Annotated in this window: 17 protein-coding genes and 1 pseudogene; 10 read left to right on the forward strand and 8 right to left on the reverse strand. The window is 62.8% G+C overall.

Features of this window, described 5'->3' with window-relative positions; all coding sequences use genetic code 11:
• Positions 1-52: 52 nt before the first annotated feature.
• Positions 53-214 (reverse strand): annotated as a pseudogene (locus tag DU490_RS09525) (LysR family transcriptional regulator); the annotation flags it as partial.
• A 98-nt stretch (positions 215-312) separates the two neighbouring features.
• Between DU490_RS09525 and DU490_RS09530 the strand changes: the two are divergent.
• The 3 genes from DU490_RS09530 (at position 313) to DU490_RS09540 (ending at position 3,229) form a co-directional block, all read left to right on the forward strand.
• Positions 313-1,194 (forward strand): alpha/beta fold hydrolase, encoded by an 882-nt coding sequence (locus DU490_RS09530; RefSeq protein ID WP_114574067.1) that lies wholly within the window; start codon positions 313-315, stop codon positions 1,192-1,194.
• Between the two features lie 10 nt (positions 1,195-1,204).
• Complete coding sequence (locus DU490_RS09535) at positions 1,205-2,287, forward strand: tartrate dehydrogenase (protein ID WP_114574068.1); 1,083 nt, start codon at positions 1,205-1,207, stop codon at positions 2,285-2,287.
• A gap of 153 nt (positions 2,288-2,440) precedes the next feature.
• The gene (locus DU490_RS09540) at positions 2,441-3,229 is read left to right on the forward strand and encodes a PRC-barrel domain-containing protein (protein WP_181870005.1); all 789 of its coding nucleotides are present in this window, start codon (positions 2,441-2,443) and stop codon (positions 3,227-3,229) included.
• 109 nt (positions 3,230-3,338) lie between these two features.
• Here the strand turns inward: DU490_RS09540 and DU490_RS09545 are convergent, their stop codons facing one another.
• Positions 3,339-4,232: a class I SAM-dependent methyltransferase gene (locus tag DU490_RS09545; protein ID WP_114574070.1), complete on the reverse strand. Its 894-nt coding sequence runs from the start codon at positions 4,230-4,232 to the stop codon at positions 3,339-3,341.
• 249 nt (positions 4,233-4,481) lie between these two features.
• On the opposite strand from DU490_RS09545, the gene DU490_RS09550 reads away from it, so the two are divergent.
• From DU490_RS09550 to DU490_RS09570, 5 genes are all read left to right on the forward strand, one after another.
• The gene (locus DU490_RS09550) at positions 4,482-5,468 is read left to right on the forward strand and encodes a succinylglutamate desuccinylase (protein ID WP_114574126.1); all 987 of its coding nucleotides are present in this window, start codon (positions 4,482-4,484) and stop codon (positions 5,466-5,468) included.
• Between the two features lie 244 nt (positions 5,469-5,712).
• On the forward strand, positions 5,713-6,483 hold the full coding sequence (locus DU490_RS09555) for an ABC transporter ATP-binding protein (protein ID WP_114574071.1): 771 nt from the start codon (positions 5,713-5,715) through the stop codon (positions 6,481-6,483).
• 12 nt (positions 6,484-6,495) lie between these two features.
• Positions 6,496-7,197, forward strand: coding sequence for an ABC transporter permease (locus DU490_RS09560; protein ID WP_114574072.1), 702 nt, complete (start codon positions 6,496-6,498; stop codon positions 7,195-7,197).
• A 1-nt stretch (position 7,198) separates the two neighbouring features.
• A complete protein-coding gene (locus DU490_RS09565) occupies positions 7,199-7,918 on the forward strand; it encodes an ABC transporter permease (RefSeq protein WP_114574073.1) in 720 nt (239 codons plus the stop codon).
• Between the two features lie 124 nt (positions 7,919-8,042).
• Complete coding sequence (locus tag DU490_RS09570) at positions 8,043-8,810, forward strand: transporter substrate-binding domain-containing protein (RefSeq protein ID WP_114574074.1); 768 nt, start codon at positions 8,043-8,045, stop codon at positions 8,808-8,810.
• A gap of 183 nt (positions 8,811-8,993) precedes the next feature.
• On the opposite strand, the gene DU490_RS09575 is transcribed toward DU490_RS09570, so the two are convergent.
• The 3 genes from DU490_RS09575 to DU490_RS09585 all read right to left on the reverse strand — a co-directional run bounded on the left by DU490_RS09575 (position 8,994) and on the right by DU490_RS09585 (position 11,996).
• Positions 8,994-9,725, reverse strand: coding sequence for a glutamine amidotransferase-related protein (locus DU490_RS09575; RefSeq protein WP_114574075.1), 732 nt, complete (start codon positions 9,723-9,725; stop codon positions 8,994-8,996).
• 136 nt (positions 9,726-9,861) lie between these two features.
• Positions 9,862-10,701 carry a cytochrome b5 domain-containing protein gene (locus DU490_RS09580; RefSeq protein WP_114574076.1) on the reverse strand — a complete coding sequence of 280 codons (840 nt, stop codon included), beginning with the start codon at positions 10,699-10,701 and terminating at the stop codon, positions 9,862-9,864.
• Positions 10,698-11,996 (reverse strand): ferredoxin reductase family protein, encoded by a 1,299-nt coding sequence (locus tag DU490_RS09585; protein WP_258801561.1) that lies wholly within the window; start codon positions 11,994-11,996, stop codon positions 10,698-10,700. Before DU490_RS09585 ends, DU490_RS09580 begins: the two co-directional genes overlap by 4 nt.
• Before the next feature lie 165 nt (positions 11,997-12,161).
• Between DU490_RS09585 and DU490_RS09590 the strand changes: the two genes are divergently transcribed.
• The gene (locus DU490_RS09590; RefSeq protein WP_114574077.1) at positions 12,162-13,556 is read left to right on the forward strand and encodes an ethylbenzene dehydrogenase-related protein; all 1,395 of its coding nucleotides are present in this window, start codon (positions 12,162-12,164) and stop codon (positions 13,554-13,556) included.
• Positions 13,553-14,104: a heme ABC transporter permease gene (locus DU490_RS09595; protein WP_114574078.1), complete on the forward strand. Its 552-nt coding sequence runs from the start codon at positions 13,553-13,555 to the stop codon at positions 14,102-14,104. The genes DU490_RS09590 and DU490_RS09595 overlap by 4 nt, the downstream gene beginning before the upstream one ends.
• A gap of 101 nt (positions 14,105-14,205) precedes the next feature.
• Here DU490_RS09595 and DU490_RS09600 read toward each other — a convergent pair whose 3' ends face one another.
• From DU490_RS09600 to DU490_RS09610, 3 genes are all read right to left on the reverse strand, one after another.
• Positions 14,206-15,318 carry a 5-(carboxyamino)imidazole ribonucleotide synthase gene (locus DU490_RS09600; RefSeq protein ID WP_114574079.1) on the reverse strand — a complete coding sequence of 371 codons (1,113 nt, stop codon included), beginning with the start codon at positions 15,316-15,318 and terminating at the stop codon, positions 14,206-14,208.
• A 22-nt stretch (positions 15,319-15,340) separates the two neighbouring features.
• Positions 15,341-15,844, reverse strand: coding sequence for a 5-(carboxyamino)imidazole ribonucleotide mutase (gene purE, locus DU490_RS09605; RefSeq protein ID WP_114574080.1), 504 nt, complete (start codon positions 15,842-15,844; stop codon positions 15,341-15,343).
• A gap of 105 nt (positions 15,845-15,949) precedes the next feature.
• Positions 15,950-17,971, reverse strand: coding sequence for a TRAP transporter permease (locus DU490_RS09610; protein WP_114574081.1), 2,022 nt, complete (start codon positions 17,969-17,971; stop codon positions 15,950-15,952).
• Between the last annotated feature and the right edge of the window lie 7 nt (positions 17,972-17,978).

Below are 17,978 nucleotides of genomic sequence, written 5' to 3' on the forward strand. Positions count from 1 at the left end.
TGGATGCACCACACCGCATAGTCGTTGTCGTTATCGCGCAGAATCAGGCTGGGGTGAGCCGTCGCGTGGTGCGGCTGGCCAGTCCCACGACAAGGCGTGCCTCGAGCCGCTTGCTCACCGCCGACAGTGAAAGTCCCAGCTCGCAAGCCGTAGCGGTCAGGCTGCCTGCGCGTGCCAACCGCTGGAAAAAAGCAAGATCATCAAGCTGAGCCATGCAACTCTCCACTTAAAATCAACAATGCCTTTCGATTTAGCCCGATTATCATCCTATCTCCAAGAGCTAGACTGGGCAGAAATACCGGAGGAAATCTCATGTTCGAGGGATACCGTACGTTCGATATAGCCTACGGCGACATCCGCATCCACGGTCGCATCGGCGGCTCGGGGCCACCATTATTGCTGCTGCATGGCCATCCCCAGACTCATCTGATATGGCATCGCCTGGCCGATTCGCTGGCACTGCATTACACAGTGGTAGCCACCGACCTGCGTGGCTACGGCGATTCCTCCAAGCCGGCCGGCGAACCGGACCACGCCAGCTACAGCAAGCGGGCCATGGCCGCCGACCAGGTTGCGGTGATGCATGATCTGGGCTTCGAGCGCTTCTTCCTCTGCGGTCACGACCGCGGCGGCCGGGTGGCCCACCGCCTGGTGATGGATCATCCCGAGGCGGTGGAGAAGCTGATGCTGCTGGATATCGCTCCCACCCTGGCAATGTACGAGAAGACCGACCGTACCTTCGCCACCGCCTACTTCCACTGGTTCTTCCTGATCCAGCCGGCACCATTGCCGGAAACTCTGATCGAGGCATCGCCGGCCGACTACATCACACGCACCATGGGCGGACGTCACGCCAACCTCGATGCCTTCGACCCGGCCGCCATCGCAGAGTACCAGCGTTGCCTGGCCCAGCCCGGTGCCGCCCATGCGCTTTGCGAGGATTATCGCGCATCGAATACCATCGACCTGGAACACGACGGCACCGACCGAGAGGCCGGGCGCCGCATCGCCTGCCCCGTGAGGGTACTATGGGGGCAGCACGGCATTATCGAGCGCTGCTTCGATCCACTGGCGGAATGGCGCGCCGTTGCCGAGCGGGTCGAGGGCGAGGCGTTGCCCTGTGGCCACTATATTCCCGAGGAAGTGCCGAGTGCGCTGCACGACCATATCCTTCAATTCATGAAAACTGCATGAGGAACTGACCATGACCCAGCGTATCGCCGTCATCCCCGGTGATGGCATCGGCACCGAAGTGATGCCCGAAGGCCTGCGAGCTCTGGAAGCCGCCGCCAAGCGGTTCGGCATCGACCTATCTTTCGAGCATTTCGATTTCGCCTGCTGCGACTACTATGCGAAGCACGGCCAGATGATGCCGGACGACTGGTTCGACCAGCTCAAGGACTTCGATGCGATCTTCTACGGTGCCGTGGGCTGGCCGGAAACCGTGCCGGACCATGTCTCTCTGTGGGGGTCGCTGCTGCAGTTCCGCCGCCAGTTCGACCAGTACATCAACCTGCGTCCCTGCAAGCTGTTGCCGGGTATCAAAAGCCCGCTTGCCGACCGCAATCCCGGCGACATCGACTTCTACGTGGTGCGCGAGAACACCGAGGGCGAGTACTCCAGCGTCGGCGGCAAGATGTTCGAGGGCACCGACCGTGAGGTGGTGATCCAGGAGACGGTGATGAGCCGCCACGGCGTCGACCGGGTGCTGAAGTACGCCTTCGAGCTGGCCCAGAGCCGCCCGCGGAAGAAGCTCACCTCGGCCACCAAGTCCAACGGCATCGCCATCACCATGCCCTGGTGGGACGAACGCGTGGAGGCCATGTCCGGCAACTATTCGGACGTCAGCGTCGACAAGTTTCACATCGATATCCTGACCGCCAATTTCGTCCTGCATCCCGACTGGTTCGACGTGGTGGTGGGCAGCAACCTGTTCGGCGACATCCTCTCCGACCTGGGCCCGGCCTGCACCGGCACCATCGGCGTGGCGCCCTCAGCCAACATCAACCCGGAAGGCAAGTTCCCCAGCCTGTTCGAACCGGTCCATGGCAGCGCCCCGGATATCGCCGGCAAGGGCATCGCCAACCCCATCGGCCAGATCTGGTCCGGGGCGATGATGCTCGAGCATCTGGGCCACGCTGAGGCCGCCAAGGCCATGATCGATGCCTTCGAAGCGGTACTGGCCGAAGGTGATTCGACACTGCTTACGCCCGATATTCGCGGCCAGGGAACCACAGAGTCACTAGGGCGGGCCATTGCGGAGCACATCGCAGAAAGCAAGGCATGACTTTACAGTAAAGAAACGCAACACACGCTCTACCATGTCACGCTTTGATTGAAATAGCCATGATTAGGTAAAGATCCTCGGTTACTACCGATTCGTCGTCTAGCCTGACATATGCCCGCTCAGCAGAGCGAAGTGCAACGAAGGAGTAACGACATGAAAAGGACAGCAATCGCTATCGCAGTCGGCGCACTGAGTACCGGACTCTCTTATGGCGTGATTGCCCAGGACGAGGATGCACAGCTGGGCGAAAAACAGCAGATGACTGAAGAGAACGCCCAGGGCACAGATGGGGACACCGACATTCGGGTGGAGCAGGAGCCGGCCGAGATCGAGGTTCGGCAAGAAGCCCCCGATGTGACCGTTGAACAACAAGCCCCTGAGGTCACTATTGAGCAACCCGATCCGAATGTCGAAATCGATCAGGCCGAGCCGGAGGTCACTGTCGTGCAGCAGGGCGAGGCCGAGGTGCGTGTCGAAAGCGCCGACGAGGCTTCCGCTGAGATGCGAGACACTGAACAGCGCGACGAGGATCGCGACCAGCGCGATGACGAAGAGATGTTCGCTGATCAGAACGGTCAGGATCGTGCCGCTCAGGACGAAGCAGACCGGGACCAGGAACGTGACGCTCGGGACCGGGGCATTCAGGTAAGCGAGCTGGAGAATCGCGATCTCATCAATCAGGACGGTGAAGAGCTCGGCGACATCGAGCGTGTGGTGCGCGACACCCAGAGCGGTGACATCTACGTGATTGTCACGGAAGGCGGCTTCCTCGGCTTCGGCGAGGATGAAATGGCCTATCCCATCGAGAACCTCGAGATTCGCTCCGATGGCGAAGTCGTTCTCCAGTCGCAGAGCGGCGAACGTTCAGCCGACGAGTTCGACGACGACAACTACGAGAAGCTGGATGGAGACGTGCGTATCGATGTCAATCACATGAACTGATTGGCTAGTCTCTCATGGTCCCGCTGATCCCATGGACCGTAGCAAGGAAGGCGCGGCTTAGCCGCACCTTCCTTGTGTCTGTGTCAGGTGTCTGTGTCAGGTGTCTGTGTCAGTTTAAACGCCAGACGGCCTCGAGAATACGCACCTTTCCCGCAGCCAGGTTGTCACGCAGGTTACGGCCCATGGTGAAAAATACCTCACCGAAAATCTGCTCCGGCCCCGGCAGCGAAACGACAGGCCCTGGAGCGGACTCACCGGCACTCTCACGTCGGCTGCGCTCACGTCGCCAGGCCAGCGCCGACTCGGTGACATCCTCCAATGCATCCAACTCGAAGCCAGCCAGTGCGAAGAGGCGCTGCAACTGTTCGCCGTCGCGCAGGTGGCTGGTGCCGGCTGTCCGGGCCCAGGGCACCGGGAACGCCAGCGGTTCTCGATTATCGCCAGCGACCACTTCATGAATCAGCACACGCCCCCCCGGCGACAGTAGACGTCGCCACTCGGCCAGAACCCGATGGGCATCAGGCATGTTCATCAACGCATGCTGGCACCAGATAACATCGAATGAGTCGGATTCGAGCGGAACCACCGCCGCATCGGCCTTTAGAAAGCGGGTCCGTGCATCAAGCCCCGCTGCCTTGCTGAGCCAAGTCGCCACTTCGACGAAGGCGGAAGTAATGTCCACCCCCACCACGTCACAATCATACTCAGCTGCCAGCAGCCGGCTGGCACCACCGGTGCCGCAGCCGACATCGAGCACCCGCTCGCCACCATTCAACTCACCCATTGCCGCCAGCGCGCGACTGGCGCTACGTCCGCCGAGATGGAGCTGGTCGATACCGGCCAGGTCGTCGAGGTTCAAGCTATCAGGGTCACAGCCCACGGCCAGGAACGCCTTTTTCAGCCGAACCCGCAGGGGCTGGCCTTCACTGGTAGTCGCGGCATCGTAATGGTCGTTGAGCTGACGGACATGGTCGAAGGCAACGTCGAATTGAGCGCTTGGCATTGTTGGGTCCTCGCCGTCAGGATAAAGACAATCTGCCAGCCTAGACCTCGCCCGCCCTCGTTCCCATTGGCCGAAGGTCTGCAACGCCCGCCTCGACAGAAGAACCCGAGGCGAGCGCTGTACGCTTTGGCGCTGAAGGGCAGTTTCAATATCGCACCCAGGCTTTCACCAGCCCGACGCCGGGGCTTGTGGGAAACGTTCATGGACGGGAAGGTAGCCCAGAATTCACGACACGATCAGGGTAGGGCCATGCTGGCGGAATGGATCGAGCTGAGTCTGGAAGGGACGATACCCACCGGGCATGCAGGACGCATGGCGGGTGGCCGTTTTCTGCTTCACGCGCCGGGCATACTCGAACTGATTCCTGATACCCCTGGCAAAGCCGCCCAGGCCTGCCTCCTTTCCGCGGGGGTCCACGGCAACGAAACCGCTCCCATCGAACTGCTAGGCAGTTGTCTGGCCCGGCTCGAGGCAGGGCTGCTCACTCTGGGGGCTCCGGTACTGGTAATACTCGGCAACCTGGAATCGATTCGCCGTGGCGAGCGCTATGTGGAAACCAACCTCAACCGGCTGTTTCGTCGAGACTTGGATGAAGAGGGCATGGAACCCGAGCGGGCACGAGAGCTGATGCGCGCCGCCGATGCTTTCTTCACCCGCCATGCCGGGCTGCCACGCTTGCACTACGACCTGCATACGGCAATCCGTGAAAGCGGTTACCCGCGTTTCGTGGTCGAGCCTTTCGCCGAGACGACCACTCGTCCCGAGCAATGGGCATGGCTGGCCGCGGCGGATATCCAGGCGGTACTGCACCAGCACCGCCACAGCTGGACCTTCTCCCACTACTCGAAACACTATCACCAAGCCCAGGCCTTTACCCTTGAGCTGGGCCGTGCCCTGCCCTTCGGGCACAACGACCTGACGGCCCTCGCCCCGATGAGCCAGATACTGCAAGATTTGGTGGCAGGACGCGAGCCAGCCCGGGCACCAGCGGCGCAGATGGCCTTCTTCAAGGTCGCCCATGAGCTGATGCGTGAATCCGAGTCGTTCCGGCTCTGCTTTTCCGATGATACGCCCAATTTTACCGAGTTCGCCCCCGGCACACGCTTGGCCGAGGACGCCGAGGCAGGACCCTTTATCGTCGGTGAGAACCCGCTGAGCGTGGTGTTTCCCAACGCCGGGGTCGAGCTGGGCGCCAGGGCAGCACTGCTGGCGACACGAGCCGAACCACCCAGCTGACGAATGGCGCAGCCCGGAACGCCTCTTCAAAGCATTTTTTATAGCAAAAAAACCTTACACACAACAACAATCTGGAGCAATTTCATGACCAACCTCACCCACATACTCCACCAAGGTCGAATGGGCTCCATCCTAGACCAGCCTGGCCAAAGCGCCCTGGCCTGATAGAATCGCCCCATTTTCGTGCCTGCACGCTTAACCGGCCCGTCGCCCCTGGCGACTCGTCCCGACCTGGAGTCCACCCATGGCCGATAACCCGATTCCTCTCGAAGTGCGCAACATCAAGAAGCGCTTCGGCGATACCGAAGTGCTCAAAGGCCTTTCGTTGCAGGCCAGGAAAGGTGACGTCATCACCCTGATCGGGGCCTCCGGCTCCGGCAAGAGTACCTTCCTGCGCTGCATGAACCTGCTCGAGCAACCCGACGAAGGCGACCTGATCGTCCACGGGGAAACAGTGCAGTTCAAGCAGACCCGGCATGGCCGCGAACCGGCCGACTGGAAGCAGGTGGTGCGGATGCGGGCCAAGCTGTCGATGGTTTTCCAGAGCTTCAACCTGTGGGCCCACATGACACTGCTCGAAAATGTCATCGAGGCACCGATCCATGTACTCGGCAAGTCGAAGAAAGAGGCCATCGAGCATGGCCATACCCTGCTGGAGCGGGTCGGACTGACCGAGCGGGCCGATGCCTACCCGGCCCAGATGTCCGGCGGCCAGCAGCAGCGCGGCGCCATCGCCCGTGCTCTGGCCATGGACCCGGAGGTGATGCTGTTCGATGAGCCGACCTCGGCGCTGGACCCGGAACTGGTCGGTGATGTGCTCAAGGTCATGCATGGTCTGGCCGACGAGGGTCGCACCATGGTGGTGGTCACTCACGAAATGGGTTTCGCCCGTGATGTCTCCAGCCAGGTGATCTACCTGCACCAAGGCCTTGTGGAAGAGGCTGGCCCGCCACAGGACGTGCTGGTCAACCCCACCTCGCCGCGGTTGAAGCAGTTCCTTGCGCCGAAGTACTGAGGACATTCCATCATGCTCGATCTACACGGCTACGGGCCCAGGCTACTGGAAGGCGCCGGCGTCACCATCCAACTGGCGGTGCTGTCGCTGATCCTGGCCATCGTGCTGGGACTGCTGACTGCCAGTGCCAAGATGTCGCGCAACTGGCTGCTGCACAAAGTTGCCACGCTCTATACCACGGTGATTCGCGGCGTACCCGATCTGGTGCTGATGATGCTGCTGTTCTTCGGCGGCCAGATGGGACTGAACGTACTCACCGACATGCTCTACGACCGCTACGGCGTGGACTGGTACGTCAATCTCAATGCATTTGCCGCCGGGGTGCTCACCATCGGTTTCATCTTCGGCGCCTACATGGGAGAAACCTTCCGCGGCGCCTTCATGGCGGTGGACCATGGCCAGATCGAGGCCGGCAAGGCCTACGGCATGAGCCCCTGGCTGGTGTTCCGGAGAATCCGCTTTCCACTGATGATGCGCCATGCCCTACCGGGGCTTTCCAACAACTGGATGGTGTTGCTCAAGACCACCGCACTGGTGTCGGTGATCGGCCTGACGGATATGGTGCGCGTGGCCGCCGAAGCCTCCCGTGCCACTCATGAACCGTTCACCTTCCTGCTGCCGGTCGCGGCCATCTACCTGTTGATCGCCAGCGTCTCGGAGTGGCTGTTCGCCCGCCTGCAGAAACGCTACAACGTCGGCTTCGGGGAGCACTGATATGGAATGGTTCAATGCGCTACTTGCCGGCAATCGTATTTTCACCCCCAACACCATCGGCTTCTATTGGGAGGGCCTGGTAACCACCACCCAATTGGTGTTCCTGTCACTGCTGGTGGGGCTGGTGCTGGCGTTGCCACTGGCCATCCTGCGTGGCTCTAAGCACAAATGGATCAAGCTACCGATCTATGCCTTTACCTATGTGTTTCGTGGCACGCCGCTGCTGATCCAGCTCTATATCATCTACTACGGTGTGGTCTTCTTCGATGGCATCCAGGAGACCTTTCTCTGGCCGATGCTGAGAGAGGCGTTCTACCCGGCACTGATTGCCTTCACACTGAATACTGCTGCCTATACCACCGAGATATTCCATGGCGCCATCAAGTCCACGGCCCGGGGAGAAATCGAGGCGGCCAGGGCCTACGGCATGTCGCCGGGCCTGACGATGCGACGCATCATCCTGCCCAGCGCCTTCCGTCGGGCGCTGCCAGCCTACGGCAACGAGGTGATCTTCATGCTGCATGCCAGTGCCATCGCCAGCGTGGTCACCCTGATGGACCTCACCGGTGCGGCCCGCTTCGTCTATGCGCGTTACTACGCACCGTTCGAGGCGTTCCTGTTTGCCGCGGCGGTCTATCTTTGCCTGACCTTTGCCATCCTGTTCTTCTTCCGCTATCTGGAAAAACGTCTGCTCGCCCATCTCAGGCCCCAGAGCGGCTGATGAGGCAACGTCAAACAGGCGTTGGAAAATTCACGCTCGGGGGCTTTCGGCCCTGGCGTGGCTGCGCTAAATTCAGGCGCGACGTCACCGAAACGGTGCACGAAATGACAACAAGGAAACCATCATGAAAAAACTACTGACTGTCTCCATCCTGGGCCTGGCCATTGCCGCCGGCAGCGCCCAGGCACGTGACTACGACCACGTGCGCTTCGGTGTGGACGTTCCTTACGAGCCGATGGAGTACCGCACGCCGGAAGGCGAACTGACAGGGTTCGACATCGATCTGGGCAATGCCCTGTGCGCAGAAATCGGCATTACCTGCGAGTGGATCGAGCAGGAGTGGGACGGCATCATTCCCGGCCTGCTGTCACGCAACTACGATGCCATCATGTCCTCCATGACCATCAACGACGAGCGCCGCGAAACCGTTCTCTTCTCCGACCCGTACATCACCCCGCCTTCCGCCTGGTTCGCCCCGGCCGACAGCAGCCTGGATGAGACCACCAAGGATACGCTGGACGGCAAGACCATCGGCGTGCAGCGCGGCACCCTGCAGGACAACTACGTCACCGACATGTACGGTGACGTGGCCAGCATCAGCCGCTACTCCACGGCCGACGACATGGTGCTCGACATGCAGGCCCAGCGCCTGGATATCGTCTTCCTCGACTTCCCGGTAGGCAAATCGACCCTGCTCGACAGCGAGAGCCGCGATTACAAGGTAGTGGGCGAGACGATCACCGAGCCCAAGGAGTATTTCGGCGACGGCTTTGGCATCGCCTTCCGTCAGCGTGACGAAGCGCTCGCCGAACGCTTCAACGAAGCGCTGGCCACTCTTCAGGAAGATGGTACTTACGACGAAATATTTGAACGCTACTTCGGCGAAGAGTAAGCCCGTCCGACGCTCCCGACATCGTCGGGAGCGTCATCCCGCCCTCCTCCTGCCTCACCCCAAATTACTTACCGCCCGCGAGCCCAGGCGGGCAGCGATACCAACCTGCTGGTACTCACCGGCAACGGCTGGATGTTCGACGAGGTCTGGGCCCTGGCCAGGCGGACCTTCCAGCAGCAGTGATCAACCACCCCGGTGTGCGCCGCACTGCCGGGCACGCTTCATGAAGTTGAGTATCCATCGCACCATCAGAGTATCGTCCACTGGCGCTGAGAGTGATGCCTGTCCCTCGCGTACACGCTCTTCGCCCACCAGTCCGCAGCGCAGCGTCATCAGGTCTCGCGAATAGGGCTTGGCGAACTCCGGATGCCCCTGAACGCCGAGGAAGTGCTCACCGATCTGGACCAGGTAGAAGGGGCAGAATTCGCTGCCGGCGAGCACCCGGGTTTGCGAGGGCAATTCGCTGACCTGATCCTGGTGGCTGACCAGCAAATCCAGGCTCGGCTGCCAGGGTTCCATCCACTTGGCTCGTGTCTCGACACGATTGAACGACATGCCCACACCCCAGCCCTTGGGGCTCTTCACTACCTCGCCGCCCAGTGCCTTGGCCATCAACTGATGACCGAAACAGATGCCCACCAGCGGCTTGCCGGCCTCCCACAGTCGCCGCACGAAACCACAAAGGTCGTCGACCCAGGCCAGGCCATCGTTGACGCCGTGCTTGGAGCCGGTAGTCAGCCAGGCATCGACTGCATCGATATCATGGGGAATCTCACCATCCTGGCAGCGCCAGACGACGAATTGGAGCGCCGGATCGACACGCTGGAAGAGCGCGGCGAACATCTCGGGATAATTGCCATGCGCCCCGCGCAGCTCAGGCGCCACATCATCGCACTGCAGGAGCCCTATACGCATTACTCAGTCTCCCTGTGGGTTACGGCCACTCTGCTTATCGTCGTCCTTCCTGGTTTACGATCGCCGGAATACGCAGGCCAGCGGTTTAGCGAGAGCCGCCCTCAACGCAAGGCGCCTGGGCGACTCCCTGCCATGATCAAGGCCAGGAGTAGACACCCCGATTCAGGCCATTGCGGATCGCAGAGATGACTTTGTTACCGCGCAGCGTGGCGCCGCTGAAGCTGTCGACGTCATCGACAATGCGTTCGGGCTCGTAGAGCGCGAAGATGCGCGTCATGGGCTCGCCCTCGAGCCGCTCGGCTATCTGGGCGTACTGCACTCTGACGGGGTAGAACGCATCGTCCTCCTCCAGCACCAGGTAGTCTACCCCACGGTAGGCCAGGTGGCGGAAGCTGATGCTCGACAGCCGGCCATCGCGCAGGTCGAACTGTACGCTGACCTGCATCTCGCCGCCGTCGCCAAATACGCCGCGGTAGCGGCCATCCAGCGGCAGGCCAAGCATGGCACGGTGGAGGCGCTCGTCTTCCGCTGGAGAAAGTGCCCGGGCGGTATCGGCTACCGCCTCGCCGGGCTTTTCGGCCGTGTCGTCCCGCCTTGCAGACTGGCCGTCTTTCTCGGCCAATCGTCCCACCAAATAGGATTCAAGCCGCGATTCGGCCCGCGGGCTATGAGGCACGCCAGGACGCTTGTTATCCCAGCCCTCGGTGGCGTCCCGGCCGCACCATTCGAGGATCACTTCCTCCGCGGTGGGGTGGTTGGGCAGGTAGTCAGTGATGTCGTAGACCCTTCCGTGAATGGCCTTCCAGCAGCTCTCGGCGCCGTCATGCTCGGCCAGCGCCTCCAGGGTGATGGGGTCCAGGTCATCGTCGGCGGACTCGTCGCGATCGCTGCTGGAGAGCGCACTGACCGACACCAGTGTCAGCAGACTGGCGAGGAAGGCGACGAAAGCGGAGTAGGCAATCCTTTGGATCGTCATAGGAAATCGAAGACCTCGCTGTGAATGCGTGAGGCGGGAATCCCCTGCCCGGTCAGCAGCCGCTGCAGGTGGGCATTCATGGCGGGAGGACCACAGATATAGATCTCCCGTTCGGTGAAGTCGGGGCAGTGTTCACGCAGATAGGCCTCATCCAGCCGCCCCCGCTCTCGGGAATAGTGCTGAGTGAAGGCGAAGGAAGCGTGGGCCTCGGCAATTCTCTCGAGTTCCTCCCGATAGTAGGCGCGATCCGGGCTGTTGGCGAGATAGAACAGGTGGACCCGCCCATTGGTCAGCCCGCGTTCGGCAATGTCGCGAGCCCCACCCACGAAGGGGGTAATGCCGATACCACCACCGATCCACAGCTGATCACGCTCAGGAAAGCGCCGGCCATAGAATTCACCATAGGGGCCCTCGATCAGCACCCGTGACCCGAGCGTTACCGTCTGCAGGGCATGGCTGGCATCGCCCAGGTCCTTGATGCCGATACGCAGGCAGTCGTCCGATGTCGCCGAGGCGATGGTATAGGGATGCTCCTCGCCGCGGCCAGCGGAAAGCGTTTCATCCAGCGGCGTGAGGTAGACGAACTGCCCCGCCTCGAAGGCCATGCGCCGGCTCTCGGGGCGCAATACCAGCTCCACCACGCCGCGTGCCAGCCGTTCCACCGCCTCGACACGGTAGGGGTGTCGCGCCAACCGTGGCGATACCAGCTTGCGCCAGACGATGGCACCAAGGCCGGCCAGCCCCAGCAGCCACCAGAGAGCTGTTCCCGCGACCAGCAAGAAAGCATGCCACAACCCCAGCAGCAGCGCCGCCGCCGACACCAGGTGCAGGCGTTTCCAGCGCTGATAGTGGGGCTGGCCAAAGAAGGCAAAGGTGGGCGCCAGGAAGATCACCATGGCCAGCCAGGCCAGCCAACCCAGCCAGGTCGCGCCATGGGAAAGCGGCGGAAAAAGTGTCGCCACCGCCGCATCCAGGGAGACCGGCACCGCCGCCAGCCCCAATGCCAGGGCATGCACCATCACCATAATGAATGCCCCAAAGCCCAACCAATGGTGAAGTCGCCAGAGCCGCGCCAGCCCGCCGAAGGGACGATCGAAGCCCGGCAGCCGCAGGCTGACCGCTGCTGCCAGCAACATCATTGCCAGCCCCAGGATGCCAGCTACCCGACCGACCCAGGTAAGCCACAGTTCTGGTGGCCCGCCGAACCCGCCCAGACGTGGCAATGCCGCCGCGAGCGGTAGCATCAGCAGCACCATCAAGGCGATATCGCCCGATCTCAGTAGTCGCCGCATCATTCCCTCTCGTCACTCGCCTGCTGATCATTGTTGCGAATCGATAGGCATATTCAACCGATTAAAAGGATTGTCATGCCTTAATTGATCTGTGTCAGGTCGTTAATTTGTGTGTGATTCACACTGACACAAGGAAACATCTAATTACCTCATGATGCAGGAGATCACATGGTGAGTCATGACAAAGGCGCTGGCCACTGGCTGGTCCTCGGATTACCGTTTGCCCTCGGGCTGGCCTGGGTCACCCAGGGCAACGGGGTGGTAGAGAACGATCCCGAGCGCAACATCTGGATTCCCGACGAACTGACCATGCCGCTGCAGGTGCAAGCCGCCTTCAGCGACGATGAAGTCTATTTCCGATACCGTTGGCCAGCCGAGCGACCACACATCCTCCACGACGTGCTGGTGCGTGAGGGCGACCAGTGGGTCCGCAAGGGCAGCGGAATGCCGGGCCCCAATCCGGATGGCTTCCACGAGGACCGGGTGGCAATGCTGATGGACGACGGCAGCGTCCCGCAGTTCGCCCGCTACGGTGGCTACATGACCGTGGGTGCCGGCGCCGCCGGCTTCACCGACGAAGCACCGGAGGAGGTTACCAAATCGATACCGGCGACCCGCATGGACCTGGGCGACTGGGCCAGCCGCCAGGCGCCGGAAACCCTCCAGGCCCAGCGTGAGGCCGGCTACTTCCTCGACCTCTGGCACTGGCGCGCCCACCGCTCCAACCCGTTGGATGTTTCCGACGATCAGTGGGTCGGCGAAGCGCGCAGCGGCGATGAGGGCCGTAGCTCCTACTCCACCAACTGGGACGGCGATGCCGGCGAGCCGCTGTGGATGTTCTCGCCGGAGCTCGCCGACAGTGTCGCCATGCGCTGGGAAGACATCGAGTCCGGCGCTCTGGACTTCGATAGCCAGTACTATCTGGCCGAGGCCTTCGCGGTTCCCTTCGACCCGGACCATGACTGGCAGGAAGGCGACGTGATCCCTCGGCGCCTGCTGCGGGAGCCGGCCGACTCCCGCGGCGACATCCGGGTGCATGGCGAGGGCCGCTGGGCAGACGGCTACTGGGACGTGACCCTGGCCAGGGCTCTGGACACCGGCAGCCCGCTGGATGACAAGATCCTGCGCGACCAGGGCCTCTACTCGGTGGCCTTCGCGGTGCACCGCGACGCCACCGGCGGGCGCTGGCACAAGGTCTCGCACCCTTACTCCCTGGGCATGGGACGCGACGACGCCGACCTCACTGCCACGCGCTTCCAAGGCAACTCGCCCGAGTGGTCCGACGACTGGTTCGAGATGACGCTCTTCTACCCCGGCCAGGTCGATTGGCCGCTGCTGGTCAGCCGCGCCCATGCCGGGGCCGAGGACATCGTCGCCGGCAAGCCGGTGCGCCCCCGCCACAGCGAGAAGCAACTGGCCTTGTACGGGGTGGAGATGGAATTCAACGACGCCATCACTACCCGCTGGTGGATGACCCTGCTCGCCGGCCTCATCGCCATGCTCGGCGTGACCCTCGCCCTGCTGCCCACCTTCCGCCCGGTTCGCCAAGGAGACCGCTCATGACCGGCACTCACGCCATGCTTTCTCACTTCCCAATCGGGTTCTGGGCGCTGGCCACCCTGATGATTCTGGTCGGCGCTTTCTTGTCCGGCCGGCTCGCCGAACTCTCCCGCGCCGCCCTACTGCCGGTACTGGTCCTGAGCCTGCTGGGCGCCCTGGCCACCCTGACCATCGGCTTCCTGATCTGGCCTATGGCGGCCAACCTGGCAAGCCCCTTGGCGCGCAACCATATTCTGATGGCGCTCTGGTCGCTGGGCATCTTCACCATGCTCACCACACTGGTATGGCGGGCCGGTGATGCCGCCTTCGATGGTGCCCGGCGCTGGGTGCTGGTGATCCTGGCGCTGGTGGGGGGGTTGCTGTTCGCCGCCACCGGCACCCTGGGCGGCCATCTGGTGGGCGCCACCACGGCCTTCTCCGCAGTGCTCGGCCTGATGGGGTGGGAGGTCTATACCACCTTCTACAGCCCGCTGTGGGTCATCGCTGTAATGGTGATCATCGGCCTCGCCCTGGGGGCGATCGGCATCATTAGCCAGCGCAAGACCGGCTGACATCCGCGCCACCTCCCCACCAAAACGCAAGCAAAACGCAAGCGGCCCTGCCATCTGGCGGGGCCGCCTGCATGGGCGAACGGTGGTGCCGAACCGCGCCCTTACTCGAAGCTGAAGCGTGGCTCCGCTGCGTCAGGCAGCAATGCAGCGCAGGTGCGCACCTTCTCCATCAGTGCGCCATGGGTCGGCGCCACCAGGTTGACGTGGCCAAGCTTGCGCCCGGGGCGCTCGCTCTTGTCGTAGCGATGCAGGTGAGCATCACCAATGGCGAGTATCGCCGCCGGGTCACCTTCCTGACCGATCACGTTGACCATGCAGGTGGGCATGCGCGCGGCGGTATCTCCCAGCGGCAGGCCCTGGATAGCACGCAGGTGGTTCTCGAACTGGCTGGTCACGGCACCGTTCATGCTCCAGTGACCGGAGTTGTGCACGCGAGGCGCCATCTCGTTGGCCAGCAGCTCACCGTCACGGGTCTGGAACAGCTCCAGGGTCAGCACGCCCACATAGTCGAGCTCGTCCAGCAGCGCGCGGATATAGCCATCCGCGGTCTGCTGCACACTGTCGTCCAGGTCCGGCATCGGCGCCAACGAATAGCGCAGGATGCCGTCCACGTGCAGGTTTTCGGCCATAGGATAGAAGACCACTTCGCCGTCGCGGCCGCGCACGGCGATGATCGACACCTCGCGCACGAAGTCGACGAAGGCCTCGACGATAAGTTTCGGGTGGTTGATCGAGCGCCAGGCGTCATGGGCTTCGGCGGGGGCGCGAATCACCGCCTGTCCCTTGCCGTCGTAGCCTTCGGTGACCGATTTGGCCACCACCGGGCAGCCCAGTTCCCGGGCCGCCGCCTCCAGCTCGTCGGCATGCTCCACCAGGCGATAGGCCGGGGTGGGAATGCCGAGCCGGTCGAACAGCGCCTTCTCCTCGGCACGGTTCTGGCAGACCCGGATCGCCTCGCTCGAAGGATAGACCGGCCTGACCTCCTCGATGGCCTGGACCAGCGCCACCGGCAGGTGTTCGAATTCATAGGTGACCAGGTCCACCTTGGCCAGGAAATCGTCGAGATGGTGCTGATCCGTATACACCATCACCTCGCCGATACCCGCGCTGGGGTGGCCGGTGGTATCGAGGAAGGTGAAGCGGTTGGCCAGCGGGTAGCCAGCCAGGGCCAGCATGCGGCCGAGTTGGCCGGCACCAAGCACGCCGATGTTCATGTCGATTTCTCCTCTCGCTGATTCATTCGGAGCGAGGGTCGGGGTTGTCGAGTACTGTCTGGGTCTGCTCGGCGCGGAAGGCTTCGACGGCGGCACGCACCGTCTCGTCCTGTAGCCCGATGATCTGGGCCGCCAGCAGGCCGGCGTTGGTGGCGCCTGCCTTACCGATGGCTAGGGTCCCCACGGCGATACCGCCCGGCATCTGCGCGATGGAGAGCAGCGAATCCAGGCCCTTGAGCGCTTTGGACTCCACCGGCACGCCAAGCACCGGCAGCGCCGTCTGCGAAGCCACCATGCCCGGCAGGTGTGCCGCACCGCCGGCGCCAGCGACGATGACCTGCAGGCCACGCTCGGCTGCACCCTTGGCGTAGTCGAACAGCAGGTCCGGCGTACGATGCGCGGAAACCACGCGGGTCTCGTAAGGCACGCCCAGACGTTCGAGCATCGCCACGGCGTGCTCCATGACCGGCCAGTCGGACGTCGACCCCATGATCACGCCTACGCGTGGCTGCTCGTTGGACTGCATGTGCGGCTCCCGAAAAATGGTGCTGGAATGCGAAGGGCAGGTATTCTAACGGCGCCCGCAGGCGCCGTCATCTTGACCATTCGAACAACAGGCTGCCCGCGCCCCTCAACCGCTGCGGACACCGGCGGCAGCCGACTCCCGCCGATTGGCGACCCAGTTGCCACCGATGGCAAGTGCCATGACCACCACGCCCGCAATCTCGGCGCTCAGGTCGGGATAGAACACCGCCACGATGGCCGGCACGATGGCCAGGCGCGTCAGCCACGACATGCGTGTGAAGAGATACCCTTCCAGTGCCGCGGCAAAGGCACACAGCGCCAGGATCGCGATCACTCCGTTCCATATCACCACCGGCACCGGGCCGCCGACGATGATCTCCGGGTTGAACACCATGAACAGCGGGATCAGGTAGAGCCCCTTGGCGAACTTCCACGCCTGGAAGCCGGTTTCCATCGGCTTGCTACCGGCGATGGCCGCCCCGGCGAAGCCCGCCAGGGCGATGGGTGGCGTCACGTTGGAGTCCTGGGAGTACCAGAACACCACCAGGTGGGCGATCAGCAGCGGCACGCCGAACTCGGCGGTAAGCGCCGGGCCGACCAGCACGATCAGCACGATATAGCTGGCGGTGACCGGCAGCCCCATGCCCAGCACCAGGCTGGCCAGCAGCACCATCAGCAGCGCCAGCACCAGGTTGCCACCGGAGAAGGCCATCATCATTGCCGAAAACTTCAGGCCCAGCCCGGTGAGCCCCACGATACCGACGATGATACCCGCCACGGCACAGGCCATGGACACCGCCACGGCATTGCGTGCACCCAGCTCCAGCCCCTCGATCAACTTGACGAAGCCAGCCCATATCATGAACCCGGTACTCGCCAGGGTGACGTTCTGGCCTTGCTGAGGGGCAACGAAGAAGAACCACACCGCGTAGCGCAGCACCGCCACCACGACCATGGTGATCACCGCATAGAAGCCCACTCGCATCGGTGACATGTTCATCACCAGCAGCCAGACCAGCACGCCAAGTGGTAGCAGGAAGTGCCAGCCGTCGCGCATCACCTGACGCATCTGCGGCAGCTCGGAGCGTGGCATGCCCTGCATACCCTGCTTCAGCGCGATGATATGCACGAAGAGATAGACGGTGGCGAAGTACATGATGGCCGGCAGCACGCTGACCTTGACCACGTCGAGGTAGGGAACTCCTGTGTACTCGGCAATCAGAAAGGCCCCCGCGCCCATCAGCGGCGGCATGATCTGACCACCGGTGGAAGCGGCGGCCTCGATGCCGCCGGCCTGGTGCGGCTTGTAGCCCAGGCGCTTCATCAGCGGGATGGTGAAGGCCCCGGTGGTCACCACGTTGGCGATGGCGCTGCCCGATATCGACCCCATCCCGGCGGAGGCGATGACCGCGGCCTTGGCCGGTCCGCCCCGCTGACGTCCGGTGGCAGCATACGCCATATCGATGAAGAACTTGCCGGCGCCGGTGCTTTCCAGGAAGGCACCAAACAGCACGAAAACGAAGATGAAGGTCGCCGCCACACCCAGCGGCAGGCCGAAGATACCCTCCTGCCCGAGATAGAGCTGGCCCACCACCCGATCGATATTGTAGCCACGGTGTTCAAGAATGCCGGGCAGGAACTGGCCCAGCCAAGGCAACTCACCGCGTGGCCCGGCGAAGGCATAGAGAATAGCAACGAGACCGATGATGGTCATGCCCAGCCCTACCGCCCGTCGGCTCGCCTCGAGCACGGTGACAGTGGCGATGCAGCCGACAAGGATATCGGTCTGGCTCCAGAACCCGGCTCGGGAAATGATCTCGTCGAGAAAGAGCACCAGATAGCCGCCGGTCAACAATGCCCCGCCCAGGAAAAGCACATCGATGATCCAGCCCAGCACACCGCGCTTGCGCCTGGGACCGAACACCGGAAAGATCAAAAACGCCAGCAGCATGATCAGCATCAGGTGGATGGTGCGCTGATAGAACAGTCCCAACGGCTGAATGCCGGCAGAGTAGAGCTGGAACAGGGAGAGAGCCACGGCCACCAGCGTAATCAGCCAGAGTATCGGTCGTGGCTGGATGGCACTGCCACCGGGCGTGGTGACGGGGGGATTACTGGAGTCGCTCATGCACGCC

Source organism: Halomonas sp. DQ26W (genome assembly GCF_003339685.1).
GTDB lineage: Bacteria > Pseudomonadota > Gammaproteobacteria > Pseudomonadales > Halomonadaceae > Halomonas.

What these genes read in the sequence shown, in the direction of transcription:
- purE (WP_114574080.1), bottom strand. Translation starts at nt 15,844, where the DNA reads ATGCAGTCCAACGAGCAGCCACGCGTAGGCGTGATCATGGGGTCGACG.
- DU490_RS09560 (WP_114574072.1), top strand. Translation starts at nt 6,496, where the DNA reads ATGCTCGATCTACACGGCTACGGGCCCAGGCTACTGGAAGGCGCCGGC.
- DU490_RS09575 (WP_114574075.1), bottom strand. Translation starts at nt 9,725, where the DNA reads ATGCGTATAGGGCTCCTGCAGTGCGATGATGTGGCGCCTGAGCTGCGC.
- DU490_RS09550 (WP_114574126.1), top strand. Translation starts at nt 4,482, where the DNA reads ATGCTGGCGGAATGGATCGAGCTGAGTCTGGAAGGGACGATACCCACC.
- DU490_RS09585 (WP_258801561.1), bottom strand. Translation starts at nt 11,996, where the DNA reads ATGATGCGGCGACTACTGAGATCGGGCGATATCGCCTTGATGGTGCTG.
- DU490_RS09610 (WP_114574081.1), bottom strand. Translation starts at nt 17,971, where the DNA reads ATGAGCGACTCCAGTAATCCCCCCGTCACCACGCCCGGTGGCAGTGCC.
- DU490_RS09595 (WP_114574078.1), top strand. Translation starts at nt 13,553, where the DNA reads ATGACCGGCACTCACGCCATGCTTTCTCACTTCCCAATCGGGTTCTGG.
- DU490_RS09565 (WP_114574073.1), top strand. Translation starts at nt 7,199, where the DNA reads ATGGAATGGTTCAATGCGCTACTTGCCGGCAATCGTATTTTCACCCCC.
- DU490_RS09555 (WP_114574071.1), top strand. Translation starts at nt 5,713, where the DNA reads ATGGCCGATAACCCGATTCCTCTCGAAGTGCGCAACATCAAGAAGCGC.
- DU490_RS09530 (WP_114574067.1), top strand. Translation starts at nt 313, where the DNA reads ATGTTCGAGGGATACCGTACGTTCGATATAGCCTACGGCGACATCCGC.
- DU490_RS09590 (WP_114574077.1), top strand. Translation starts at nt 12,162, where the DNA reads ATGGTGAGTCATGACAAAGGCGCTGGCCACTGGCTGGTCCTCGGATTA.
- DU490_RS09570 (WP_114574074.1), top strand. Translation starts at nt 8,043, where the DNA reads ATGAAAAAACTACTGACTGTCTCCATCCTGGGCCTGGCCATTGCCGCC.
- DU490_RS09535 (WP_114574068.1), top strand. Translation starts at nt 1,205, where the DNA reads ATGACCCAGCGTATCGCCGTCATCCCCGGTGATGGCATCGGCACCGAA.
- DU490_RS09600 (WP_114574079.1), bottom strand. Translation starts at nt 15,318, where the DNA reads ATGAACATCGGCGTGCTTGGTGCCGGCCAACTCGGCCGCATGCTGGCC.
- DU490_RS09545 (WP_114574070.1), bottom strand. Translation starts at nt 4,232, where the DNA reads ATGCCAAGCGCTCAATTCGACGTTGCCTTCGACCATGTCCGTCAGCTC.
- DU490_RS09580 (WP_114574076.1), bottom strand. Translation starts at nt 10,701, where the DNA reads ATGACGATCCAAAGGATTGCCTACTCCGCTTTCGTCGCCTTCCTCGCC.
- DU490_RS09540 (WP_181870005.1), top strand. Translation starts at nt 2,441, where the DNA reads ATGAAAAGGACAGCAATCGCTATCGCAGTCGGCGCACTGAGTACCGGA.